General features: G+C 66.3%; 20 protein-coding genes. 8 read left to right on the top strand and 12 right to left on the bottom strand.

The annotated features are described in order from the left end of the window. Both mhpA and BM118_RS38490 read right to left on the bottom strand, forming a co-directional pair. Entirely contained in the window at window positions 1-1,509 is a 1,509-nt protein-coding gene (gene mhpA / locus BM118_RS38485) for a bifunctional 3-(3-hydroxy-phenyl)propionate/3-hydroxycinnamic acid hydroxylase MhpA (RefSeq protein WP_092193029.1), read from the bottom strand. Window positions 1,510-1,584: 75 nt separating this feature from the next. Beyond that, window positions 1,585-2,376: a DNA-binding transcriptional regulator gene (locus BM118_RS38490; RefSeq protein ID WP_092193031.1), complete on the bottom strand. Its 792-nt coding sequence runs from the start codon at window positions 2,374-2,376 to the stop codon at window positions 1,585-1,587. A gap of 146 nt (window positions 2,377-2,522) precedes the next feature. Here BM118_RS38490 and BM118_RS38495 point away from each other — a divergent pair, with 146 nt between their 5' ends. Next, a complete protein-coding gene (locus BM118_RS38495; protein ID WP_177235064.1) occupies window positions 2,523-3,506 on the top strand; it encodes a VOC family protein in 984 nt (327 codons plus the stop codon). 32 nt (window positions 3,507-3,538) lie between these two features. Here the strand turns inward: BM118_RS38495 and BM118_RS38500 are convergent, their stop codons facing one another. Further along, window positions 3,539-4,201 (bottom strand): response regulator, encoded by a 663-nt coding sequence (locus BM118_RS38500; protein ID WP_092193033.1) that lies wholly within the window; start codon window positions 4,199-4,201, stop codon window positions 3,539-3,541. Beyond that, the gene (locus BM118_RS38505) at window positions 4,198-5,580 is read right to left on the bottom strand and encodes a sensor histidine kinase (protein ID WP_092193035.1); all 1,383 of its coding nucleotides are present in this window, start codon (window positions 5,578-5,580) and stop codon (window positions 4,198-4,200) included. The genes BM118_RS38500 and BM118_RS38505 overlap by 4 nt, the downstream gene beginning before the upstream one ends. A 191-nt stretch (window positions 5,581-5,771) precedes the next feature. Here BM118_RS38505 and BM118_RS38510 point away from each other — a divergent pair, with 191 nt between their 5' ends. Continuing rightward, window positions 5,772-6,647, top strand: a complete 876-nt coding sequence (locus BM118_RS38510) for a DUF3280 domain-containing protein (protein ID WP_092193037.1) — start codon at window positions 5,772-5,774, stop codon at window positions 6,645-6,647. Window positions 6,648-6,807: 160 nt separating this feature from the next. On the opposite strand, the gene BM118_RS38515 is transcribed toward BM118_RS38510, so the two are convergent. Genes BM118_RS38515 through BM118_RS38525 form a run of 3 tightly spaced genes read right to left on the bottom strand, consistent with a single transcriptional unit; the run spans window position 6,808 to window position 9,847 of the window. After that, window positions 6,808-7,839 carry an L-idonate 5-dehydrogenase gene (locus BM118_RS38515; protein WP_092193039.1) on the bottom strand — a complete coding sequence of 344 codons (1,032 nt, stop codon included), beginning with the start codon at window positions 7,837-7,839 and terminating at the stop codon, window positions 6,808-6,810. A gap of 28 nt (window positions 7,840-7,867) precedes the next feature. Continuing rightward, complete coding sequence (locus BM118_RS38520; protein WP_092193041.1) at window positions 7,868-8,635, bottom strand: SDR family oxidoreductase; 768 nt, start codon at window positions 8,633-8,635, stop codon at window positions 7,868-7,870. 12 nt (window positions 8,636-8,647) lie between these two features. Next, window positions 8,648-9,847, bottom strand: coding sequence for a mandelate racemase/muconate lactonizing enzyme family protein (locus BM118_RS38525; RefSeq protein ID WP_092193071.1), 1,200 nt, complete (start codon window positions 9,845-9,847; stop codon window positions 8,648-8,650). Between the two features lie 173 nt (window positions 9,848-10,020). On the opposite strand from BM118_RS38525, the gene BM118_RS38530 reads away from it, so the two are divergent. Together BM118_RS38530 and BM118_RS38535 are read left to right on the top strand one after the other, a co-directional pair. Next, on the top strand, window positions 10,021-10,788 hold the full coding sequence (locus tag BM118_RS38530; RefSeq protein ID WP_092193043.1) for a GntR family transcriptional regulator: 768 nt from the start codon (window positions 10,021-10,023) through the stop codon (window positions 10,786-10,788). A gap of 25 nt (window positions 10,789-10,813) precedes the next feature. Continuing rightward, window positions 10,814-12,178 (top strand): MFS transporter, encoded by a 1,365-nt coding sequence (locus BM118_RS38535; RefSeq protein ID WP_092193045.1) that lies wholly within the window; start codon window positions 10,814-10,816, stop codon window positions 12,176-12,178. Window positions 12,179-12,228: 50 nt separating this feature from the next. Here BM118_RS38535 and BM118_RS38540 read toward each other — a convergent pair whose 3' ends face one another. The 5 genes from BM118_RS38540 to BM118_RS38560 all read right to left on the bottom strand — a co-directional run bounded on the left by BM118_RS38540 (window position 12,229) and on the right by BM118_RS38560 (window position 18,279). Next, window positions 12,229-12,465 (bottom strand): hypothetical protein, encoded by a 237-nt coding sequence (locus BM118_RS38540; protein WP_177235065.1) that lies wholly within the window; start codon window positions 12,463-12,465, stop codon window positions 12,229-12,231. A gap of 125 nt (window positions 12,466-12,590) precedes the next feature. Further along, complete coding sequence (locus tag BM118_RS38545; RefSeq protein WP_177235069.1) at window positions 12,591-13,841, bottom strand: arsenic transporter; 1,251 nt, start codon at window positions 13,839-13,841, stop codon at window positions 12,591-12,593. Window positions 13,842-13,875: 34 nt separating this feature from the next. After that, on the bottom strand, window positions 13,876-15,144 hold the full coding sequence (locus BM118_RS38550) for an MFS transporter (protein WP_092193073.1): 1,269 nt from the start codon (window positions 15,142-15,144) through the stop codon (window positions 13,876-13,878). A 65-nt stretch (window positions 15,145-15,209) separates the two neighbouring features. Further along, window positions 15,210-15,650 (bottom strand): EamA family transporter, encoded by a 441-nt coding sequence (locus BM118_RS38555; RefSeq protein ID WP_092193051.1) that lies wholly within the window; start codon window positions 15,648-15,650, stop codon window positions 15,210-15,212. A 151-nt stretch (window positions 15,651-15,801) separates the two neighbouring features. After that, a complete protein-coding gene (locus BM118_RS38560; protein WP_092193053.1) occupies window positions 15,802-18,279 on the bottom strand; it encodes a hybrid sensor histidine kinase/response regulator in 2,478 nt (825 codons plus the stop codon). A gap of 221 nt (window positions 18,280-18,500) precedes the next feature. On the opposite strand from BM118_RS38560, the gene BM118_RS38565 reads away from it, so the two are divergent. From BM118_RS38565 to BM118_RS38580, 4 genes are all read left to right on the top strand, one after another. Beyond that, entirely contained in the window at window positions 18,501-19,583 is a 1,083-nt protein-coding gene (locus BM118_RS38565; protein WP_092193055.1) for a zinc-binding metallopeptidase family protein, read from the top strand. 186 nt (window positions 19,584-19,769) lie between these two features. Next, window positions 19,770-21,785: an acetyl-CoA carboxylase biotin carboxylase subunit gene (locus BM118_RS38570; protein WP_092193057.1), complete on the top strand. Its 2,016-nt coding sequence runs from the start codon at window positions 19,770-19,772 to the stop codon at window positions 21,783-21,785. A 157-nt stretch (window positions 21,786-21,942) separates the two neighbouring features. After that, complete coding sequence (locus BM118_RS38575) at window positions 21,943-22,809, top strand: isocitrate lyase/PEP mutase family protein (RefSeq protein ID WP_092193059.1); 867 nt, start codon at window positions 21,943-21,945, stop codon at window positions 22,807-22,809. Then, entirely contained in the window at window positions 22,806-23,105 is a 300-nt protein-coding gene (locus tag BM118_RS38580) for an acylphosphatase (RefSeq protein ID WP_027549311.1), read from the top strand. The genes BM118_RS38575 and BM118_RS38580 overlap by 4 nt, the downstream gene beginning before the upstream one ends. The last annotated feature ends 128 nt before the right edge of the window (window positions 23,106-23,233 follow it).

Genomic DNA, 23,233 nt, shown 5'->3' on the forward strand with positions numbered 1-23,233 from the left:
TCAGGCCGCGGACGGCACGTGGGTTGGAGCAGTGACGGCGGCGACGAGCCGTTCGAGCTCGGAGTCGTTGCGGGCGGTGCCGCGCACGTAGCGGTCGGGACGGACCAGCGCGGCGATGATGCGGTGCTCACACAGCCAGTGCCCGACGCCTTCGGCGTCGTCGCCGGTCAGGATCGCGATCCCGGCCTGCGACTGGGTGAGACGCGATGGCAGCGCGGCCGCAGTCTCGACGAGCAGCACATGGTTATACCCGGTCCGGTCGTCGCTGCTGCGTCCGTCGCTCAACTCGAACTGCGGTGCGAGATGCCCGGCCAATGGCAGGCCGTCGAGCGCAAGCCCGGGGCCGAGCAGGGGCTTTTTCACCTCGAGCTTGACCGGCGCATTCGCGCGGGCTTCGCCGACCGCCAGGCCCGCTTCGATCGCCTTGGTGTTGATGACACCGCCAAGGCGGATGGCGAGCTCGATGAATTCGCGCACATGCGGCTGGCGCTCGCTCTGATAGGTGTCGAGCAATTCAGGCGCGGCGCCGTCGCGGATGATCGCGCCGAGTTTCCAGGCGAGGTTGGCCGCATCACGGATGCCGGCGCACATGCCCTGTCCGAGGAAGGGCGGGGTCTGGTGTGCGGAATCGCCCGCGAGCAGCAGCCGTTCGCTCCGCCATTGCTGCGCGATGACGGAATGAAACGTGTAGACCGCGGCGCGCTCGATCTCGGCGTCGTCGGGCGTGATCCAGCGCGACAGCAACTCCCAGACCTTGGCCGGCTGCGCCACATCTTGCGAATCCTCGTCCGGGAGGACCGTGATTTCCCAGCGCCGCCGGGTGCCGGTGCCTCGGACATAGGTCGCCGGCCGCCGGGGATCGCAGTGCTGGATGCTGTAGTCGCCGAGGTCGCCGCGGTCGCGCTTGAGCAGCACGTCGATCACCAGCCAGCGCTCGTGAAAGCCGAGATCGTCCATGCCGGAGCCGATGAAGCGGCGCACCAGAGAGCGGGCACCGTCGCAGCCGATCACATAGCCGGCGCGGACCTCGCTGAGCTGTCCGTTGGCCAGATCCTCGTAGCGGACGCGCACGCCGGTCTCGTCCTGATCCAGTGCGAACACGTCGCAGCGGCTGCGCAAGGCGATGTGCGGCCAGCGCGCAAGGCCGCTGATCAGCACGTCCTCCAGATCGGGCTGGTGGAAGCGGTAGCTGAGATTCCAGCCCATCGGCGTGAGCGCCTGCGGGCGCGACCAGTCCAGCAGCATCCTGCCGCCGGCGTCGAGAAAGAGCATGCCGGGGCTGAGGATGACATGCGGCAGGATCGCGTCGGCGAGGCCGATGGTCTGGAACACGCGCATGCATTCGTCGTCGAAATGCACCGCGCGGGGCAGGTGATAGGTGCGCGCCTCGCGGTCCAGCACCAGCGTCCGGACGCCGCACAGGCCGAGCAGATTGGCAAGTGTCGCGCCGACCGGGCCACGGCCGACGATCACGACATCAAACTCTTCGGGGGTGGATTTATCCTGCATGGGGCTATCTCTTCCCCAAGCCGCGCCGCAGCATCAATGCCGCTGCGCCAAGTGTCCGCCCAGCGGACGGACCCGCTAGACCTCGACCGGGATGGCCGACGCCGTCTCCTGAAGCTGTCCTGCAAACTGCGCCGCCGCCTCTTCGATCCCGAGAGCCGAGCGAATCCAGATGATGGAGATGCAGCCGAATACGACGCCGTTCCGAACGATGGGCACGGCGATCGAGGCGGTCTTGGGGTTGTATTCGCCCTCGCTGCGGATCGCATAGCCGCGCGCGGCGGTTTCCGCGATCATGCGGTCGAGGCGGGCTTCGTCGAGGAAGGGGCGATCGTCGGCCTCGTCGATGCGGCGGAGATGACTGACGATCAGGTCGCGCTCGCGCACGGGACAGGCGGCGAGATAGGCGCGGCCCGCGGACGTCCGCAGCATCGGCAGGCGCTTTCCGATCATGCCGCGGTCGATCGAGAGCGGACTGCGGGAATGAGTGGTTTCCTGTACCACCATCGCCGCGTTCTCATATGTAGAGAGATCGACCGGCCAGACCAGGTTCTTGCTCAGCTCAGCCAGATAGGGCGCCGCCACCTGGCAGATCACCACGCCGGGATCGTAGCCGTCGCCGAGACTGAGCGCGCGCCGGGTCACGCGAAAGCGGTCGTCGCTGGCGCTGCGGGCGACATAGCCGAGTTCCTCCAGCGTCTCGAGCAGGCGGTAGACGGTCGGGCGAGGCAGGTCGAGTGCGCGGGCAACGTCGCCCGCGCGGATGCCGCCGGACCGGTTGACCTCGTGCAGCACGTCCAGGCCACGCTTGAAGGCGCGGACGCCCTCCGACTGCCGCGGCGCTCCGGTCCGCGTCCGCTCCTTGGACACTTCGCATTTCCTCCCTTGTGCCGCTTCGCTCCGCGACTATCGTCATTGCAAACGCGAAGCGATCGCGGACGCCACCGTAGGATCGTGCGCGGCCGGTATCAAGTTCGCCGCAGTGCGGCGGGTGCGATGCCCTCGGGAGGACGTCGATGGAAATCACCGCGCTTGGTTATGTCGGGATCAATTCGTCGCAGATCGACCAGTGGAGCCGGATGGCGACAACACTGCTCGGCATGCAGCAGGTCGATCGCGGCGGCAAGATGCGGGCCTTCCGCATGGACGACCGCAAGCAGCGGCTGATCGTCGACGGCAGCAGCGATGCCGGGCTGGCGGTGATGGGCTGGGAAGTTCCCGCACCCGCCGAACTCGACGGGCTTGCCGGCCGGCTGGAGGGCCACGGCGTAAGAGTGACGCGCGGATCGCGCGCACTCGCCGACGAACGGCATGTGGCCGAGCTGATCACGTTCGCGGACCCTGCCGGCAACCGGCTTGAGGCCTTCTGCAAGCCCGAGCTTGCGACCGAGCCGTTCAAGCCGGGGCGGCCGATCTCGGGCTTTCGCACCGGCGCGCTCGGCATGGGGCACGTGGTGCTGAACGTCGAGGACGTCGAGCCGCTGCTGCCGTTCTACCGCGACGTGCTTGGCTTCCACGTCTCCGATTTCGGGCTCAAGCCCTATGGGCTCTATTTCTTCCACGTCAACGGCCGCCACCACAGCTTTGCGATGGTTGGTTCGGGACGCAGGGCGCTGCATCATTTCATGGTCGAGCTCGGGAGCCTCGACGATGTCGGGCAGGGCTACGACCTCGCGCAGCTCGATGACGGCCGTATTGCCTATACGCTGGGGCGGCACACCAACGACCACATGACCTCGTTCTACGTGAATACGCCCTCGGGCTTCTTCATCGAATATGGCTGGGGCGGTCGCATCATCGATCCCGAGAGCTGGCAGCCGCACGAGACCTTTGACGGCCCGTCGTTATGGGGCCACGAGCGGCTCAACATGCCGGAGGAGCAGCGCAAGCGCTTGCGGGACATGAGGCTGGACGCCGCGGCCCGCGGCGTGCGCGTCGCCGACCCGCGTGTGCCGCCGCTGAACTGCGCATGGCTGGACGCGGTGGTCGCGCGCGAATGATCCGCGGCCAAGCGGGATGGCGCAGGCTGCGATCAGGCCTCGCCGAGATCGACCTGCGTCAAGATTCCCTGGCGCAGTGCCAGGCGGACCAGCTCGATGTCGGAGTCGACGCCGAGCTTGTCCTTGATCAGTGAATGCAGGTTCGCCACCGTCTTCGGACTGACGTGGAGCGTCTCGGCGATCTCCTCCGTCGTCTTCTCGGCCAGCAGCAGCCGCAGCACCTCGAACTCGCGCGGCGTGAGGACGTCGGCAGCCGAGCTCTCGCCGCTGATGCGGCTCAGTGCGAGCTCGTGGTCGATGTCGGGGCTGATGGCGATCTTGCCGGCGAGCACGTCCATCACCGCGCGCACCAGCGTTTCCGGCGGGCTCATCTTGGTGACATAGCCCCTCGCACCGGCGCGGATCGCCTGCACGGCGAAGCCCGCATTCTGGTGCATGGTGAAGACGAGGATTCTTGCGCCCTTGTCCCACTGCCTGATCCGCCTGACGGTCTCGATGCCGCCGATGCCCGGCATGCTCAAATCCATGATGACGAGGTCGGGTGCCTCGGATTTGTAGAGACGATAGGCCTCCGCGCCGTCGGCGGCTTCGGCGACGACGCGCAGGCCCGGCTGCTTCTGCAGCACCGAGCGATAGCCTTCGCGGACGACGGAATGGTCGTCGACCAGCAGGATGGTCGCATCGCCCGCGCTCATGCCGCGTGCTCCAGCACCGGCCGATCGGCGGCGACGGGGATGATGACGCGCAGTGCAGTGCCGCCATGCGGGCCGGCCTCGAAGCTCAGTCGGCCACGCAGAGCCGCGACGCGCTCACGCATGCCGAGCAGGCCCATGCCGGATTTCGCGGCGGGATCGCTCGACCGGCCGTCGTCGTCGATCGCAAGCGCGATCTCGTCGGTACGCATCGTCAATTCCAGACTCACCTTGGTTGCGCCGGCATGCTTGGCGGCGTTGGTGAGAGCCTCCTGCACGATGCGATAGAGGCTGGCGCTGATCGCGGCCGGGAGGGTCTCGAAGGCGCCGTCGAACCGGATCGCAAAACGCGTCTCGCCGCGGCTGCGCCCGTTCCAGCCGGCGACCAGGCCTTCGAGGCTGGCGACCAGCCCGAGCTCTTCGACATCGGGCGGACGCAGCCTGAACAGCGTGCCGCGCAGCATCTCCATCATGCCGGTTGCGGTCCGTGCGATGCCGTCGCATTCGGACAGCAGGGAAGGGCAGTCCTGCACGGCGGTCTGGCGGGCGGATGAGGCGAGCGCGCGGATGGCGGCCAGTGACTGGCCGAACTCGTCGTGCAGCTCGCGCGCGAGATGGCGGCGCTCCTCGTCCTGGAGCGCGATCAGCTTTCGCGTCAGCTCGCTGCGCTCGGCAAGCGCGGTGTCGAGGCTTTCGGCGAGATGGTTGAAGACGTCGCGGATGGCGGAGAGCTCGGCGAGGTCGAACGGCGGCAGCCGTGCGGTGAGGTCGCCGGCGGCGATCTGCTCGAGGCCGGTGCGGATCATTCGGGTGGGGCGCAGCGCCCGCGCCAGAGCCGCATAGACCAGCGCGCAGAGCAGCGGCAGTGCGATCGCAAGCGCGATCATCAGGCGGCCGGCCTCGTGCCAGGCCTCCGCCGTCTGCACGGCCGGATCGACCGAGACCACGGTCTCGCCGAGCTTCGCCCCGCGCACGATCACTGGCCGTGCCGCCTCGCGGCCGGGGTCGAACAGGCTGCGATAGAAGGCCGCGAAGACCTGCGGCGGCGGGTTCGCCGGGGTAGGCGCGCCACTACAGAAGCGCTGGAGTATGTCGCCGCTCGTGCCACGGAATGCCAGGCACAGGCCGGGCGTCATCACGTAGGCCGATACGGGGTCAAGGTTGGGGAAGTCCGAGCGCGGGCTCGCCACCCACTGGACCTTGCCCTGTTGCAGCTCCAGCGACTTCGCCACGATGGCGGCGATACCGTCGATGCGCGCGTGCGCCTCGCGGTCAGCCGTGACAAGGAAATAGGCTGATATCACGGCGAAGCAGGCGGCCGATATTGCGGCCACGCGCAACGTCAGACGGACCTTGAGATCGGATCTCGGGCGGTTCCACATCGGCGGGCACCTGGCGCGAACGGGTTTGTTGCCTCCGCATTAAACGGCAGAACGCAAGCGGCGGAAAGCGCTGCGCTCTACCGCAGTGCAACGTCGTGAAATTTTCCCGGCACTCGCCGGGACGGATACGGGTGCATGGCCTGCGGTGACCATCCAGTTTTTCGGGCCGCTCCGTCACGCGAGGCCCGCTCATGCACCTGTCCCGGTTGATCTTCTCTGCCTTTCTCCTTGTCGTCTTTCCGGCGGCCCATTCGCCAGCCGGTGCCGAGGCCGCCATCGGCGTTGCCATGGACGACTTCAGCTATACCGATACGTCGGCCGAGCCGGCCAACCAGACCGCCGCCCATGAGCGGCGGTTGTCGGCGTTCATGGCCGCGCTCAGGCGGGATATCAGTGCGGACGGCCGCTACCGGCCAGTGCCGTCGGTGCAGGACGACGCGGCCTTCAAGGTGATCGGCGGCATCCAGAAGACGAGCACGCTGGTGCAATGGGCCAAGGTCGCCGTGATCGACGTCGGTGCCAAGAAGATCGTGATGGACAAGCTCTACACCTTCCGCGGCGACAATGATGAATCATGGGAGCGCGCCGAGATCTTCGTGTCGCGTGAGGTCATGGCCGCGCTCGGCACACAAGCGCCGGTCGCACTGGCGGTGTTCGAGTTCGAGCTCGAGGACACGACCGCGGCGTCGATGGGCGCCTCGGCCAGTTCGGATGCGTCGTACCTGGCTGAGGTCACCGGCAGCGTGCGCGAGGCGCTGGGGCGATCTGGTCGCTACCGCCTCGTAGAAGTCAGTGGTGCGGACGAACAAGCCGTGAAGGCACACGCCTTGCGCGACTGCAACGGCTGCGAGGCGGCGATTGCGCAAAAGCTCGGCGCGGACCAGTCGCTGATCGGCGTGGTGCGGCGGGTCAGTCGCACCGAGTACACGCTCGGCTTTCAGGTCCGCGATGCCAGGACCGGCGCCGTGGTGTCACGCGGCGACAGCGGCCTGCGCCTGGGCGCAGACTATTCGTGGAAACGGGGCGCGGTGCGGCTGGTGAGCGAAAGGCTGGTCGAGAGCCAGTAGCTCGCTTCACCTCTCCCCAGCGGGGAGAGGTCGGATTGCGTAGCAATCCGGGTGAGGGGGCGCAGCATTCAGTGTGGCCGTAACCCCTCACCCGGATCGCATCTGACGATGCGATCCGACCTCTCCCTACGGGAGAGGTGAACTAAGCCGCATCGCGTTTCTAGAACGTCAACTGCACCTTCATCGACTGCGCGCGGTCGCTGGCAAGCTCGAAGGCGGCGACCGCGTTCTCGAACGGCATGGTGGCCGTGATCAGCGGCTTGACGTCGATCAGGCCTTCGCCCATCAGCCGCACCGCGAGCTCGAACTCGGGATCGAAGCGGAAGGTGCCGCGCAGCTGCAATTCCTTGGCGACAATGGAATTGATCGGCAGCGTCATCTCGCCGCCGAGGCCGAGCTGCACCAGCGTGGCGCCGGGCCTGAGCACGTCGAGCGCGGTGCGCAGCGCCGCCTGGTTGCCGGAGGCCTCGAACAGCGTGTCGAACACGCCCTTGCCGGCGCGCCAGGGATCGAGCGCAGTGGCATGGGTCGCGACGTTGATGGCGTGCGTGGCGCCGAGCTTCTTGGCGACCGCGAGCGGCGCGTCGGCGACATCGGTCACCACGATCTCGGCGGCGCCGCCGAAACGCGAGACCAGGATCATCAGTGCACCGATCGGGCCGCAGCCGGTGATCAGCACGCGCTTGCCGAGGAGGGGACCGGCCTGCTTGCCGGCATGAAGGCATACGGCGAGCGGTTCGGCGACCGCGGCCTCGGCCAGCGACAGCTTGTCCGCGATCGGCACGGCCTGCGTCGCATCGACCGTGAGGAACTCACGGAAACCGCCCTGCACATGGGGAAAGCGCATCGCGCTGCCGAGGAAGCGCATGTCGAGGCACTGGTTGCGCATGCCTTCCTGGCAATGCAGGCATTGGCCGCACGGCTTGCTCGGATTGACCGCGACGCGCGTGCCGGGCTTCACGCTGGTGACGCCGTCACCGACGGCTGCGACCACGCCGGCGATCTCATGGCCCAGCGCCATCGGCTGCTGGATGCGCACGACGCCGAAGCCGCCGTGATGATAGTAATGCAGGTCCGAGCCGCAGATGCCGCCATTGGCGATCTTGACGCGGACCTCGCCCGGGCCGGGTGCCGGATCGGGGTAGCTGTCGATCCGCAGGTCTTTCGGGGCGTGAATGACGACGGCGCGCATGGGCTCGCTCCTCAATATTCTTCGCGGATCACATCGCGGCGATCATGCCGCCATCGACATAGATGATCTGGCCGTTGACGTAAGTGGAGGCGTCCGACGCCAGGAAGATCGCCGCGCCCACCAGCTCGTCCGGCCGGCCCCAGCGCTTCGAGGGAATGCGGCCCATCAGCCAGTTGTTGAAATCGGTGTTGTTGACCAGGGCCTCGTTCATGTCGGTGAGCATGTAGCCGGGGCCGATCGCATTGGCCTGGATGCCGTGCTGGGCCCATTCCACCGCCATTGAACGGGTCAGGTTCTTGATGCCGCCCTTGGCGGCGGTGTAGGGCGCGATGGTGGGACGCGCGAGCTCGCTGCCGAGCGAGCCGATATTGATGATCTTGCCGTGCTTGCGCGGGATCATGCGCTTGGCGGCCTCGCGGCCGATCACGAAGGCGCTGGTGAGGTTGGTCTCGATCACCTTGCGCCATTCGTCGGTGGTGAACTCGACCAGCGGCTTGCGGTGCTGGATGCCGGCATTGTTGACGACGATGTCGACGGCAATACCCTTCTTGTCGAAGTCGTTGAAGGCGGCGACGATCGCCGGCTCGTCCGTCACGTTGAAGGCCGCGCCCTCGGCCTGATGCCCGGCGGCGCGAAACTCGGCGACGGCCTGCTCGACGCGCTTGGGATCGACGCCGTTGATGATCAGCCTGGCGCCGGCCTTGGCCATGCCCTCGGCGATGGCGCGGCCGAGCCCGCGGGAGGAGCCGGTCACGAGCGCGGTGTGGCCGGAAAGGTCGAAAAGGGCGGTGCTCATCTCAAGAAATCCTCAGACGTTGGAACGGCGCACGGTGAGATCGCTGCGGTCGAATACCGCAGGCAAGAGGTCGACGCCAAGGCCGGGGCCTTCCATCGGGAAGACATAGCCGTCCTTGATAACAGGCATTGTGGTGACGAGCTCATTGTACCAGCCCTTGTAGAAGGCGCGCACCGATTCCTGGATCAGCGTGTTGGGCTGGCTGAACGACATGTGGATGGCGGCAATGAAGCCGATCGGGCCGATGCAATCATGAGGAGCAAACGGCCGGTGATAGGTTTCGGCCATCGCCGCGATCTTGCGGCCCTCGGTGAGGCCGCCGGTCCAGCACAGATCCGCCATCACCACATGCATGGCGTCGCGGTCGAGCATGTCCTTGTAGGGGAAGCGCGAGCCCAGCGTCTCGCTGGCGCAGACCCAGACGTCGGTCGAGCGCGCATATTCGGCGAGCGCCTGCGGCGAGTTCATGCGGATCGGGTCTTCGTACCAGGTCGGCTTGTAGGGCTCGAGCGCGCGCGCGATCTGCTTGGCGGTCGGCAGGTTCCACAGCGAATGGAGCTCGACCATGATCTCCATCTTGTCGCCGACGGCTTTCCGGATCTTCTCGAACGGTTCGATCGCGCGCTTCATCTGCGCCGCGGTGATGTAGAGACCCTTGTTCTCCTGGGCCGCGGGATCGAACGGCCAGATCTTCATCGCTGAGATGCCGCTCTCCAGAAGGCTCTCGGCGAGCGCGTCGGCGTGGTGCATGAAGCCGTCGAGGTCCTCATAGGGACCCTTGGAGGCGCCGAGATTCCAGTTTGCGACCGGGCTGATATTGGTGGAGCGGACATATTGCGTGCCGGCGCAGGTGTTGTAGATGCGCTGCTTGTCGCGGCAGAGGCCGCCGAGCATCTGATGCACCGGCTGATTGCAGACCTTGCCGAACAGGTCCCACAGCGCGATGTCGATCGCGGATGCCGCGCGGTATTCGACGCCGGTCGAGGACTGCGCCATCGGCAGGTTCAGCATGTCGCGGTGGATCGCCTCGATGTGCAGGGGATTGCGGCCGAGCAGGCGTCCGGCAAACGTGTCGTGGATCTGCGCTTCGACCGCGCCCGCGCCATAGAAGGTTTCGCCGAGACCGATCACGCCCGTGTCCGTGTGGACGCGGACCCAGATGACGTTGGAGAATTCCTCGGTGCGCAAGGTCTCGATCGACGTGATCTTCACCAGCTTTCCTCCCATCACAGGCGCCTCGCGCCGTCTTGTTATTTCGCGCTGCAACATGCAGCGCGGCACGCGGAAGTCTTACGCCCGCTTGTAATATATCACAACATGTTTTAAGGCTCTCACAAATAAGGCACCGCCGTGCGGGGGTAACGCAGGCCGACGGGGAGGACAACATGGCACGGCGCAAGCGCGCGCTCGCGGTGGTGAGAAACGAGGACGACGGCGAGGGCAAGCCCTCCCGGCGCAACCGTCTCAACTTCTTCGAGCTGGCCTACCAGAGGATCGAGGAACTGCTGGTTCATTGCGAGCTCAAGCCCGGCCAGTTCATGACGATGCTGGAATTGCAGCAGATCACCGGCTTCGGCCGCACGCCGGTGCATCACGCCGTCAATCGTCTCTCCGCAGATACGCTCATCATCATCCGCCCGCGTCACGGCCTGCACATCGCGCCGATTGATCTCGCGCGTGAACGCATGCTGCTCGGCCTGCGCCGCGACATGGAGCGCTTCGTGATCCGCCTTGCCGCCGATCGCGCCAGCCTGTCGCACCGCAATCAGGCGCTGCACATCGAGCGCCTGCTGCGCGAGCGCCGCGCCAGCCTGACCCTCGACGAATTCAACCACATCGACCGCCGCATCGATGCGCTGGTGCTGGAGGCGGCCGGCGAGCCGTTCCTGGTGCACACGATGCGACCGCTGCACACGCTGTACCGGCGCATCGGCTACATCCACCACCGCTTCATGCCGGGCCAGGCCGATCTTTCCGGCACGATCGACCATCATCTCGCCATTCTCGCGGCCGTCGCCGGCCGCCGCGTCGATGACGCCGTGAAGGCGAGCGATGCGCTGATCGACTACATGGGCGAGATGTTCACGGGCATGGAGGCGGGGATCGACCCGCGCCTGCTCGATTGCAGCATCGAGCCGCTGCTCGGCGCGTAAGAGAGTTTTGAAGAGAGGACCAAACATGTCGACGATGGCCATGCCACAACCGACCGCGAGCGAAGCCGCGGTCCGCTACCTGATCACGAATTACAGTCCCAAGGGTAACAAGGTCGGCTGGCTGATGATGGCCTCGATTTTGGTCGAGGCTTGGGATCTCTATTCGATCGCCTTCGTGCTGATCTTCATCAAGGAGCAATACAATCCCGATCCCTTGATGCTCGGCCTCGCCGCGGCCGGCACGCAGGGCGGCGCCCTGATCGGCGCGTTGCTCGGCGGCTGGCTCTCCGACAAGATCGGCCGCCGCGTCATGTTCCTGGTGACGATGGTGCTGTTCATCGTGCTGGCGCTGGCGCAGGCCTTCGTGCCGAACGTTACCTGGCTCATCGTGATCCGCTTCCTGCTCGGTATTCCGCTCGGCTCGGATATTTCGACCGGCTACACCTACATCATGGAATCCATGGCCAAGGGCGAGCGCGAGGTCATGGGCAACCGCTGGCAGTTCATGTTCGCCGTCGGCGAGGTCCTCACCATCGGCGTCATCGTGATCTTCCTCCTGATCGACATGCAGCACGAGATGCTGTGGCGCGTGACGCTCGGCCTCGGCGCGGTGCCGGCGCTGATCATTCTGATCATGCGTCACGACGTGCCGGAGACCGCAGTGTGGCTGGTGCAGAAGGGACGCTACCGCGAGGCCAAGCAGGTCGCGCGCGAGATGTTCAACGACGATCTCGCCATGCTGCCGGATCACGATGTGAAAGTGCCGAAGGTCAGCACCCGCGCCTTCCTCGCCGACCTCAAGCAGGATCCAATCCGCTGGCGCGCAACGATCTACGGCTGGATCGCCTGCTTTGCGCAAGGCAGCGAGTTCTCGACCTTTGCGTTCTACCTGCCGGTGCTCTTTGTCATGGTCGGCGTGTCGAGCGTGCTCGGCATCAACCTGGTGACGATGGCGCTGTTCTGCTTCGCCGCTCTGTCCGGCTGGGTCGGCCCGCTGCTGACGCCGAAGATCGGCCATCGCGGCATCTCGATCGCCGGTTTCAGCATCGTGCTGGCGTCATTGCTGGTTGCGGCCTTTGCGCTCCATACCGACAACAAGATCCTGCTGCCGTTCGCAGCAGCCGCCATGCTGTGGGGCCATTATTGGGACGCGTCGAACTGCATGACGATCCCGACCATGGTCGCCAAGCCGAAGTACCGCGGCACCGCCAGCGGCTTCGCCTACATGTTCGTGAAGCTGCCGTCGTTCCTGGCGATCTTCCTGTTCCCGACGGTGTTCGCTGCGATCGGGCAGGCGAATGCCACGCTGATGGTCGCGATCTTCCCGCTGATCGGATTGCTCGCTGCGATCTTCATCCTGCCGGAAGTCTACGGCTACGAGAACGACTGAGGATGCACTGCCCGGTCGCGGCCGTTGCGGCCGCGATCGGGCTTTTCCCGCTACGGGCTCAGGAAGACGGGATCGATCCCGGTCCCCTGGCTGAGCAGGCCGATCGCCTGAAGCTGGGCGGAGTGCAGGTCGATTTCCACGATGGCGAACAGGGCCAGCAGCGCCACAACGGAGAAGATGAGCAGGGGATGGGATGTCTCCGCTCGGCCGTCAGCGGGCGCGATGAAGCTCTGGATTTCGCGACGCAGGGAAAAGCTCTGCGGCAGCGCCTTTGATTGAATCTGCATGATGAACCTTCCTTGCCGCGGCATGTCTGAATCACGCGACAAGTGAACTCTAGGCGCGGTAGGCCCCGCCGGCATTGATGCACCGCAAACAACTGCACTTGATCGGCCGGCGCGTTCGGCCGCGGCTACCTGATCGCCACAGCCAGCGCGGCGATCAAAGCGGGCGGCGTCACCAGCAGACCGAGCTTGAGGAACGGCCAGGCGCCGACCGCGATCTTCTCCCGCCGCAGCGCGACCAGCCAGAGGATGGTGGCGAGCGACCCCGTTACCGACAGATTGGGGCCGAGGTCGACGCCGATCAGGATGGCGCTGACGACCGGCGCGGGCAAATGATCGCTGGCGGCGACCGAGCCCGCGACGAGGCCGACCGGAAGGTTGTTGGCAATGTTGGTGGCGATTGCGGTTGCGATGCCGACGCTCCAGGCCGCCTTGGGCACCGATTGCGCGACGGCTTGATGCAGCAGCGCGCTGAGCTGCCCGATCACGCCTGTCTTCACCAGCGCTTCCACCATCACGAAGAGCCCGCCGACCAGCGGCAGCACGCTCCACGACACGCCCCTCAGCACGGGCAGCGGCGATTGCCCGCTCAACAGCAGCACGATCGCGGCCGTCGTCCCGCCGCAGATGAAGGTCGGCAGGCCCAGTGGCTTGTCCAGCGCCGAGGCCGTGACCAGCACGACGCCGATCGCGACGATGCCCGCGGCCGTGAGTTTTCCGCCGCGGCCGAGCTTCGGATGCGGCACGCTGCGCGCGATGGTCTCTTCCTTCAGCGCGCGTCGCTGGGTCAGGCGCAGCACGACATAGGTGAGCAGGATCGATGCCGCCGAGGGCAGGGCGAACAGGCGGAGCCATTCGGTCAGGTGCGGCATGCGCGCACCGAACACGACGAGGTTGGCCGGATTGGAGATCGGCAGCACGAAGCTTGCGGCATTCGCGATGAAGGCGCAGACGAACAGGTAGGGCAGCGGCTTGGCGCCGGCCGCGCGCGTGGCGGCATAGACGGCGGGTGTCAGCACGATCGCCGTGGCATCGTTCGAGAGCAGCACGGTGACGAGCGTGCCGACGAGATAGATCAGCAGGAACAGCCGCTGCGGCGATCCGTCTGCATATTCCACCGCGAGCGCGGCGAGATAGTCGAACAGGCCCTCGAGCCGCGCCAGTTCGGCAATCAGCATCATGCCGATCAGGAAGAGATAGACGTCGACGCCTTTCTCGATGCCAACAAGCGCGTCCTGCCACGGCAGGAAGCCGAGCAGCACGAGGGCGCCAGCGCCGATCACGGCCCAGACCGCCTCGGGCAGGGACCATGGGCGGATGATGACGCCTGCGGTCGCGACGACGATGATGCTCCAGGCCCAGATGGCCTCATGCGGCACGGTCGGCACGTTCAATCCTCGAGGTGGAATGGGTTCATTCGGCAGCGATAGCCGATGTCGGCGACGCTGTCTTCCCCTGCGGCGGCGGGGTTCCATGCCGCGTCTCGGGCAAGGCGACAAGGCAGACGATCGCGCCGATCGCAGCGACCGCGCCGAGCGTGACGAACGCCGCGCTGTAACCCGCGCCGACCACGACGAGGCCCGCAAGCGTCGTCGACAGCGCCGCGCCGATGCTCTGGGCGGTGATGACCGCGCCCTGCGCGACGTTGAAACGTCCGGTGTTGCGCATGAGGTCGGCGACAATGACGGGGAAGATCGCTCCGAAGATACCGGCGCCGACGCCGTCGAGAAGCTGCACGCCGACCAGCCAGAACGGATTGTCGGAGAGCGTGTAGAGCGCTCCCCGAATGGGCAGTATCAGCAGCGCAGCGAGGAAGAAGCGCTTGTGGCCCCAGCGGTCGGCTCTCGCACCGACCAGCATCGCGAACGGCACCATCACCACTTGGGCTGCGACGATGCAGGCCGACATCAGGCTGGTGCCCATGTTCTTGTCCTGGAGCGCGAGCTTCTGGCCGACCAGCGGCAGCATCGCCGCGTTGGAGAGATGGAAGAGCAGGACGCAGATCGCGAAGACGAGCAGGGGGCGACAGGTGAGGAGCACCGCGAGGCCTGACGGCTGTTCGCTCCGTGTATCGGCGTCGTGCAGGCCGCGGGCGAGATCGTGGTCGATGGCCCGTTCGGGGATCGCAAGAATGCTGACAAGGCTTGCGATCGCCATGGCGCTGAGAAGGTAGAACACCACGGTCGGGCCAAACCAATAGGCGGAGAGGCCGGCAAGACCCGCCGCGACCGCGTTGCCGGCATGGTTGAAAGTTTCGTTGCGGCCGATCCGCCGGGTGAAAGCGGCATGGCCGAAGATGCCGAGCGAGACGGCGGCAATCGCCGGTGGAAAGACCACGGCGGCGGCCTGCGCGATGCCTTGCGAGATTGCGACCGGCACGAAGCCGGGGAACAACGGCAGCGACAGCGATGCAAGCGTCACCATGATCGCGGCGACAACCATCACCAGCCGCTTCGCCCGGGTCGCATCGACCAGCGCGCCGGCCGGTGTCTGCGCCACGATACCCGCGACTGTGGCAATCGACATCACGAGGCCGATGCGCGCCTCGTCCCAGTGCTGCTCGGTGAGGAGATAGACCGCAAGATAGGGCCCAAGCCCGTCGCGGACGTCAGCGAGGAAGAAGTTGGCCGCATCCAGCGCACGTCCGGCCCGCCTTGCCTGATCGGGGTCTTGGCTCGACATCGGTCTCTCGATCGAGGCGAGAAGCGCCCCGGCAGGAACGGTGGTCACGGCACCTTTGTTCCGCTTCAGAACTTCACCGCGAGCAGCACGGCGCCGGCGCCGATCATGGCAATCCCGGCCCAGCCCTGCGCCGTCGGCCGCTCGCCGAGAAAGGCGAACGCGAAGAGAGCAACCAGAACGACACTGAGCTTGTCGATCGGCGCCACCAGCGTGGCGGGGCCAAGCTTCAGCGCGCGAAAATAGCACAGCCAGGATGCGCCGGTCGCGAGCCCCGACAGCACCAGGAACAGCCAGGTCTTGGACGAGATCGCCGAGGGCACGGCGAATTGCCCGGTGAAGAACAGCAGCACCGAAAAGGCGAGCAGCACCACGATGGTGCGGATGAAGGTGGCCAGATCCGGATTGATGTTCTCGACGCCGACCTTGGCGAAGATCGCGGTCAGCGCGGCGAAGCAAGCGGAGAGAAGCGCCCAGGTCTGCCAGGCGGAGAGGAGGGCGGGTTTCATGTCATCAAGTTCCGTTGCTTTAGGACGGCGCGCCCGCGCCGTCATTGCGAGCGCAGCGAAGCAATCCAGAGTCTTTCCGCGGAGGCAGTCTGGATTGCTTCGCTGCGCTCGCAATGACGGAGTCTGTGGGAGCTTCGTGCAACTATAACACTCACCGCACGACCGACAGCTTCTCCGTGATCGCCTTGCGCAGGATGCGCGACAGCGATTCCACCGAATACGGCTTCTGGATCAGCTCGAAGCCGCGATGGGCGTTTTCGGCGAGCACGTTGCTGTAGCCGCTGGTGAGCACGACGGGCAGGCCCGGATAGCGCTCGCGGATGAGGCCGGCGAGCTCGACGCCGTTCATGCCGGGCATGATGACGTCGGAGAAGACGAGATCGACGGCGAATTCGTTCTCGCCGAGGATGGCGAGCGCCGCACTGGCATTGGCAACGCGGCGGACGACATAGCCGAGGTCCTCCAGCAGCTCGGTCGAGAACTGGCCGACGTCGTCATTGTCCTCGACCACGAGCACGCGGTAGCCGCGCCCGGTGGTCGCGGCCTCGCTGGTCAGCGCTGCGGCTTCGCTCCCGGTGGCCGGGCTCTGCGCCTGCGGAAGGTAGATCGTGAAGGTCGCGCCTTTGCCAGGCGTGCTCGTCACCGCGATGTCGCCCTCGGACTGCTTGGCGAAACCGAACGCCTGGCTGAGGCCGAGGCCGGTGCCCTTGCCGACCTCCTTGGTCGTGAAGAACGGCTCGAAGATGGCGTCGATGTTCTCAGGCGCGATGCCGCAGCCGGTATCCGCGACCGAGATCGCGACATAGTCGCCGCCACGCGCCGATTGCGCGCGCAGGCTCGGGATGCCATGCACCTTGCGCACCGCGATGGTGAGGCGGCCTTCGCCGTCCATGGCGTCGCGGGCGTTGATGGCGAGGTTGATCAATGCCGTCTCGAACTGCGCGACGTCGGCGACGGTGAAACAATCCGTATCCTGAACCTCGACGCTGATCTCGATGCGGCCGCCGACCAGCGGACGGACCAGTTGCGCCACGCCCTCGACCTGGCTGCCGACATTGAAGATCTGCGGCTTCAGCGGCTGCCGTCGCGCAAAGGCCAGAAGCTGCGCGGTCAGCTTCGAGGCGCGCTCGACGGTGTCGGAGATGGCGTCGACATAGCGGCGGCGGCGCTCCTCCGGCAGCTCGCGCCGGCGCAGGAAGTCGGTCGCCGAGCGGATGATGGTCAGGAGGTTGTTGAAGTCATGCGCGACACCGCCGGTGAGCTGCCCGATCGCCTCCATCTTCTGCGACTGCCGCAGCGCTTCCTCGCCGCGGCGCCGCTCGGTGATGTCGACGGCCTCGGGCACCGCGCCGGTGATGTTGCCCTGGCGGTCGAGCACGGGGCGCATGCCGAACTCGAAATCGCGCTCGCCGGCCGGCAGGCGCAGCCGCATCTCCATCCGCACCGCTTCGCCCCTCAGCACCGTCTCGAAGGCCTCGCGCGCGACGTCGCTCATGCCCGGGGTCCCCGTGAACCACGGCGTGTCCCAGAACGGCTGGCCGATGACATCCCGCGCCTCGGCGCCGATGCCGGCGAGCGTGGTCTTGTTGGCGTAGAGCAATTCGCCCTTGAGATTGACCAGCCCCTGATACTGGTTGCTGGTCTCCAGGATCGCGCGGAGCCGGGCCTCGTTGGATTCGAGCTCGGCGGTGCGCTCGACGATGCGCTCTTCCAGCGTCTCGTTGAGCCGCCGGAGCTCGATCTCGGCCTGCTTGGCGGCGGTGATGTCGTGGGCGACGCCGATGAAGCCGATATGCTTGCCGGTCGGATCCCAGCGCGGCTGGGATTCCGAGCGTAGCCAGCGCCATTCGCCGCCGGCGTTCTTGTAACGCGCTTCCAGCACGAAGGGTTTTAGCGACGCTTCACCCTGGACCGATTGCTGGAGCACCTGCGGCAGGTCATCCGGATGCAGCACCTTGCGCCAGTCGAAATCGATGGCCTCCTCGTAGGGCAGGCCGACGAAGTCGACATAGGCCTGGTTGGCGAAGGAGCGCTTGCGGTCGAGCTTTGTGACCCAGATCGGCACCGGCGCGCTGTCGGCGATCAGCCGAAACCGCTCCTCGCTCTCGCGTAGCGTCTCGCGGGCGAGCATCTGGTCGGTGATATCGATATGGGCGCCGACGAGGCGGATGGCGCGCCCGTGGCCGTCACGCTCGATCTTGGCGACGACGCGGATCCAGCGGGTCTCGCCGTCGTTGGGACGGATGATGCGGTATTCGGCGGTATAATCCTCGCTGGTCTCGGCCAGCACATCGAAGAAGTGTTTCACCGCGGCGTCGCGGTCATCGGGATGGATGCGGCCGACCCAGTCTTCGTGCGATTCGTCGGCGGCCTCGGGAGGCAGGCCGTGGATCATCAGATATTCCGGCGAGCGACGGTTCTTGAAGCCCTCGCGGAAGTCGACCTCGAGGCCGCCGACCTTGCCGATGCGCTGGATGCGCGCGAGCTCGGCCTCGCGCTCCTGGAGCGCGCGATAGGCATTGTCGCGCTCGCGCGCGACGTCTTCGAGGTGCTGGCGCAGCCTTTCGGCGGCGATGGTCTCGGGCAGAGGATTGTTCAAGGCGTCGGCCGTTGTCATGCGGGTGCGCACATGCCGGACCGATATTCACACAGACGGAGCGTGATGGCCATTGCCTGGAGGGATAGACTGTCAGGAAAGGCCCGCGGCCAGCCAGACCGCGGGACGGTCAGGCCAGTCAACCCCCGGTCTGGCTATTTGTTCCTGGTATTGGAACGATGGGCCTGCGGAGGCGTCTTTGCGAGGCGCCACGACTCTCATTTATAATGCTCCGTTCTCGAAGAGGCTAAATCTTGAAGCTCTTTGTCTGCCAGTCCTGCGGCAACGTCCTCTATTTCGAGAATCGCGCCTGCGAACGTTGCGGTCACCGCGTCGCCTTCCTCCCGGAGAAGGAGACGATGTCGGCGCTCGAGCCCGACGGCGAGGCTCAGGCCGTGTCCTGGACGACGCTGGCCGACAAGGGCAGGGGACGCAAGCTGTGCCGCAATGCCGAGTACGATGCCTGCAACTGGCTGACGGATCCGGGCGATACCAACGGATATTGTCGTGCCTGCCGCCACAACGGCATGGTGCCGGATCTCTCCGATCAGGCTCAGCTCGCCGGCTGGCGCGAGCTTGAGGTGGCAAAACACCGGCTGTTCTATTCCCTGATCCGCTGGAAGCTGCCGCTCCAGAACCGGCTGGACAATCCCGAGCACGGCCTGATCTTCAACTTCCTCGCCGACGATCCGAACAGCGGACAGAAGGTGATGACCGGGCATGACGACGGCCTGATCACGATCGCGCTCACCGAAACCGACGGCATCGAGCGCGAGCGGCGCAGGCTGGAGATGGGCGAGCCCTACCGGACGCTGCTCGGGCATTTCCGCCACGAGGTCGGACATTATTTCTGGGATGTGCTGGTCCGCCAGGGCGGCAAGCTCGACGCATGCCGCGCCGTCTTCGGCGACGATTCGGCCGATTACGGCCAGGCCTTGCAGCGCCATTATGCCGAAGGCGCGCCACCGGACTGGCAGCAGAACTATGTCTCTAGCTACGCCACGACGCACCCCTGGGAAGATTTCGCCGAAACCTGGGCGCACTACCTCCACATCGTCGACACCCTGGAGATGGCCTCCGAGTTCGGTATGGAGGTGCGGCCGCGGGTCGATCGCGACGGAGAGTTGTCGACGCGGCTCCGGTTCAACCCCTACGAGGCGCGGGACGTCCAGACGCTGGTCGACGCATGGCTGCCCTTCACCTTCGCCCTGAATAGCGTCAACCGCGCCATGGGCATGCGCGATCTCTATCCGTTCATCCTGTCGCAGGCGGTGGTCGCCAAACTGGACTTCATTCACGCCCTGGTGCGGGGCGTGGCCAAGGCCGCGAAGCGGTAAGCCGTCCCGGGGGCGCGCCAAGCCCCTTGCCCAAGTCCATTTTGGTCTTGCGCTGGTACGCCAGAGGGGCCGGATTTAGACCGTTGCCTCCGGCCTATTTTGATGTACCACGGGGTCACACGGCCCGTCCCAGAGGCCCCAACGGTCGGGGAAGGGTCCCGCCCAAGGTCGAGACTCAAGAAAAGCATGTTCAAACGCATCCTGATCGCCAATCGCGGCGAAATCGCCTGCCGGGTCATCAAGACTGCCCGCCGGATGGGAATTGAAACGGTCGCGGTCTATTCCGAGGCCGACCGCGATGCCCTCCATGTCGAGATGGCCGACGAGGCCGTGCTGATCGGCCCGCCTGCCGCGGCCGAGAGCTATCTGGTGATCGAGAAGATCGTGGAGGCCTGCCGCAAGACGGGCGCCGAGGCGGTGCATCCCGGCTACGGCTTCCTGTCCGAGCGCGAGTCCTTTCCGCGCGCGCTGGAAGCGGCCGGCATCGTCTTCATCGGCCCGAACCCGGGCGCGATCGCCGCGATGGGCGACAAGATCGAATCCAAGAAGGCGGCGGCCAAGGCCAAGGTCTCGACCGTGCCGGGCCATCTCGGCGTCATCGAGGACGACAAGCACGCGGTCCGCATCGCCGACGAGATCGGCTACCCCGTGATGATCAAGGCCTCCGCCGGCGGCGGCGGCAAGGGCATGCGTATCGCGCATTCGAAGAGCGAGGTCGCCGAAGGCTTCAACCTCGCCAAGGCCGAGGCCAAGGCCTCGTTCGGCGACGACCGCGTCTTCGTCGAGAAGTTCATCGTCGATCCCCGCCACATCGAGATCCAGGTGCTGGGCGACAAGCACGGCAACGTCATCTATCTCGGCGAGCGCGAATGCTCGATCCAGCGCCGCAACCAGAAGGTCATCGAGGAGGCGCCGTCGCCGCTGCTCGACGAGGCCACCCGCCGCAAGATGGGCGAGCAGGCGGTCGCGCTGGCCAAGGCCGTGAACTATGATTCCGCCGGCACCGTCGAGTTCGTCGCCGGCCAGGACAAGAGCTTCTTCTTCCTGGAGATGAACACGCGCCTCCAGGTCGAGCATCCCGTCACCGAGCTCGTGACCGGCATCGACCTCGTCGAGCAGATGATCCGCGTTGCCGCCGGCGAGAAGCTCGGCCTCGCGCAGAAGGATGTCACGCTCACCGGGTGGGCCGTGGAATCCCGCCTCTACGCCGAAGACCCGTTCCGCAACTTCCTGCCCTCGATCGGACGCCTGGTGAAGTATCGTCCGCCGGCGGAAGCCAGCCAGGACGGCATCACGATCCGCAACGACACCGGCGTGCAGGAGGGCGGCGAGATCTCGATCCATTACGATCCGATGATCGCCAAGCTCGTCACCCACGCCCCCTCGCGCGCGGCCGCGATCGAGGCGCAGGCAACGGCACTGGATTCTTTCTATGTCGACGGCATCAGGCACAACATCCCGTTCCTGTCGGCACTGATGCACCATCCGCGCTGGCGCGAGGGCCGGCTTTCGACCGGCTTCATCGCCGAGGAATTCCCCAAGGGCTTTGCGGTGCGCGTGCCCGAAGGCGAGGTCGCCCGGCGGATCGCCGCGGTCGGCGCCGCCATCGATCACGTGCTCGGCGAGCGCAAGCGCCAGATTTCCGGTCAGCTTGGCGGCCGGATCGTGCAGCGCGAGCGCCGCCGCGCGGTCTGGCTCGATCGCCAGGAGATTGGGCTCGAGGTCGGGCGCGAGGGCGAGGCGATCGCGATCCGCTTCGTCGATGCCGACGGCAAGGCCGGCAATGCGCATCTGCTGCAGTCGCCGTGGAAGCCGGGTGATCCGGTCTGGCAGGGCACCATCGACGGCCATTTCGTCGCGGTGCAGACGCGCCCGATCGCCAACGGCATCCGTCTTGCGCATCAGGGCGTCGAGGTGCCGGTCTATGTCTGGACCGAATCCGAGGCGGCCTCGGCACGGCTGATGCCGGTGACCACGGCCTCCGACACCGGCAAGAAGCTGCTCTGCCCGATGCCCGGACTGATCGTCTCGATCGCGGTGAGCGAGGGGCAGGAGGTCAAGGCCGGCGAGACGCTCGCGGTGGTCGAAGCGATGAAGATGCAGAACGTGCTGCGCGCCGAGCAGGACGGCACCGTGAAGAAGATCCATGCGAGCGCCGGTGCGACGCTCGCGGTCGATGCACTGATTTTGGAGTTTGCGTAAAGAGTGCGAGTGGGGCCCTAGCGGGCTCCACGCGCTTCGTCATTGCGAGCGCAGCGAAGCAATCCAGACTGCCTCCGCGGAACGATTCTGGATTGCTTCGCTGCGCTCGCAATGACGGAGTATGTTGCGACGGCGTTGCACTGACCGAGACAGCACCATGGCCTTCCGTTCCCGCCGCGAAAAATTGCGATCGATCCTGTCGGGTCCGGGCTGCATCCATCCCGGCTCGGTCTATGACGCCATTTCGATCCGCATCGCCGAGGATCTCGGCTTTCCGCTCGGCATGTTCGGCGGTTCGGTGGCCTCGCTCGCCGTGCTGGGCGATCCCGATATCACGCTGATCACGCTCACCGAGCTCGCCGAGCAGATGCGGCGGATGTCGCGCGCCTCCGCGCTGCCGGTGCTGGTCGATGCCGATCACGGCTATGGCAATGCGCTCAACGTGCGCCGCACCGTGCAGGAGCTGGAGACGGCGGGGGCGGCCGGCCTCACCATCGAGGACACGCTGCTGCCGGCCGCCTTCGGTGAAGCGAAGACGCAACTGATCTCGCTGGAGGAGGGCGTCGGCAAGATGAAGGCGGCGCTCGGCGGCCGCAGCGATCCCTCGCTGGTCATCATGGGCCGTACTGGAGCTGCCTCGATCACCTCGCTCGAAGATACTATCCGCCGTGCGCAGGCCTACGAGGCGACCGGCGTCGACGCGCTGTTCTTCACCGGCATCAAGTCGCGCGCGGAGCTCGAAGCGGTCGCAGCCGCGACGCACCTGCCGATCGTGCTCGGTGGTGCGCCGGAAGAATTGAATAAGCCCGATTATCTCGCCGGCCGGCGCGTGCGTATCGCGCTCCAGGGCCACGCGCCGATCGCGGCGGCGACGCAGGCCGTCTCCGACACGCTGAAGGCGCTGCGCGAAGGCACGCCCCCCAAAGCGCTCAAGGGATTGGCGTCCGCGGAATTGACCAGCCGTGTCATGCGCGAGGCCGAGACGAAGGCGCGCGGCGCCGATCTGCTCGGACTCAAGAAATGAGCCGGGCGATCCTCCAGGTCATGATCCGCGGCCGCGTGCAGGGCGTCGGCTATCGTGCCTGGGTCGAATACCAGGCCACCACGAGCGGGCTCGAAGGCTGGGTCCGCAATCGCCGCGACGGCAGCGTGGAAGCGCTGTTCGCGGGCGCGCCGAACCACGTCGCCGACATGGTGGCGCTGTGCCGCCATGGTCCGCCCTCCGCGCGCGTCGACAGCGTCACCAGCGAGACGGCCGGCGCGGACGAGCTGGACCTGCGCAGGGCAGGGGAGAAGTTCTCGGTTCTGCCGACGGTTTGATCTGGTGCAGTGAGGCGAGCCGTTGCCGCAGCAGCGGTGCGCTCCCTCGCCCCGTTCTTACGCAGGGCTGTCCGGGGAAGTTAGGCATAGGATAGCTCGATCTGGTCTGGGTGGCTGTGGGATCTGCG

This window comes from Bradyrhizobium sp. cf659, assembly GCF_900113725.1.
GTDB lineage: Bacteria > Pseudomonadota > Alphaproteobacteria > Rhizobiales > Xanthobacteraceae > Bradyrhizobium.